General features: G+C 63.1%; 1 protein-coding gene and 1 pseudogene. Both read right to left on the bottom strand.

Annotated features, from left to right (window positions below; translation table 11 throughout):
- Positions 1-125: 125 nt before the first annotated feature.
- Positions 126-977, bottom strand: a complete 852-nt coding sequence (locus tag IE038_RS23825) for a DUF4123 domain-containing protein (protein ID WP_163937249.1) — start codon at positions 975-977, stop codon at positions 126-128.
- Positions 974-1,353, bottom strand: a pseudogene (locus IE038_RS24605) (type VI secretion system tip protein VgrG); the annotation flags it as partial. The gene IE038_RS23825 and the pseudogene IE038_RS24605, both read right to left, overlap by 4 nt.

The following is a 1,353-nucleotide window of genomic DNA, read 5'->3' as shown; positions in this document are numbered from 1 at the left end:
GACGAAGATTTCGGGCTGCGAGGCTTGGCAAGGCTCCACCGGGCTGTTGATGTCGACATGGGGATGAGCCCTGGCGTCCCGCTCAGCATTGGCCAACTGGCAGACATAGGCTTTTCTTTCGGCGCTCATTCCATGCGCTCCTTGTGGTTGAGGGGGTGTTGGGACAGCTCGGTCAGCAGGTTGCTCAAGCGCTGTTCAGGCAGCAGGCCTGGCTCCTTCAGGCGCTTTCGGTACACAGCGTGCTCCGGGCCATCGGGAAAGGCCTCGCCCAGCCGGGCGTAAAGCGCGACCCAGCACATCACCTCGTCTTCCGCACTGAACCCCTGGCGCTCGGCACTGCGTCGGCAAGCCATCGCCCACTGACGCCGGGCCGGCTCATCCAGGCCCTCGAAGCAGTCGGGGAAATAGCGCAGGGCGTGCTCGACAAGCCGATCATCGAAGCCCTCACGCTGGGCTTGAACGATATGCGCCAGTTGCTCGCTGCTCAGCTGAAGCCAGGGTGTGCTGGCGTAACGGGCACTGGGTTGCTCAGGGTTTTGCTGGGTAATCCGTAATTCACTGCCATCGGTATCGGGCAGTTGAACACAGCGTATCGGCCCCATTACCCGATCACGGGCGACAGGCATCAGGCCCGTTAGCCACAAGCGAGCGATGCGCGGATCGACGTAGCGGAAGAACGCGCTGCACCCGCCATCGAGCTGTACATGGACCAGGCTGCGCAGGTGCTCGAGCAGTTCATACTCATCCACGTCGGTTTCCAGCCAGAGGCCAGCGCTGCCTCGCCACATCATGGCAAAAGTACGGGCCAGGTCGCTGTCAGGCACGACCGGGATCAGTATCGGGCTGCAGTCGATCAGGTCGGCATAGGCCGTGTTCAGGTACAACAGGTGCATCGGGGCACCAGGTGCCAGCTGTGCGAGGCGTGTAGGCAGGTGCTGAATCTGCAGGCTGTCGAGCAACAGGTAAGCGCCACTCATGCTTTGAGCGCCGCCAGTTTCTGGCATATGGCACAGACCCCCGCCGTTTTTTGCGCAGCGCGCTGCAGCGCCTGCTGCTGTGAATCCAGTGCCATCGCCAGCAATGCCTCCACCTGCTCTGCCTGTGCCGAAGCCACCGCCGTGCCCGTCACTGGCGCGCCTCCCACTTGAATCTCACTGCTGCTGAAGATGCCTGCCGCGCCTATCACGATGTGCTGGCCACCCGCTTTCAGCGTGAGGCTTACCCCTGCCTCCAGCACCATCCTGGCGCCGGCCTTGAGATGAACCTCCTGCCCCGCCTCTGTCGCCAGCCTCTGCCCAATCCGGGTGTGACTGCTGGCGCCCACGTCCAGGTACTCGCTGGCCTTGAGCTGCA

Source organism: Pseudomonas laurentiana (assembly GCF_014648275.1).
Classification (GTDB): Bacteria; Pseudomonadota; Gammaproteobacteria; order Pseudomonadales; family Pseudomonadaceae; genus Aquipseudomonas; species Aquipseudomonas laurentiana.
Note: the sequence above shows the minus strand (reverse complement) of the source record. Positions and strands in the feature narration are given on the sequence as shown.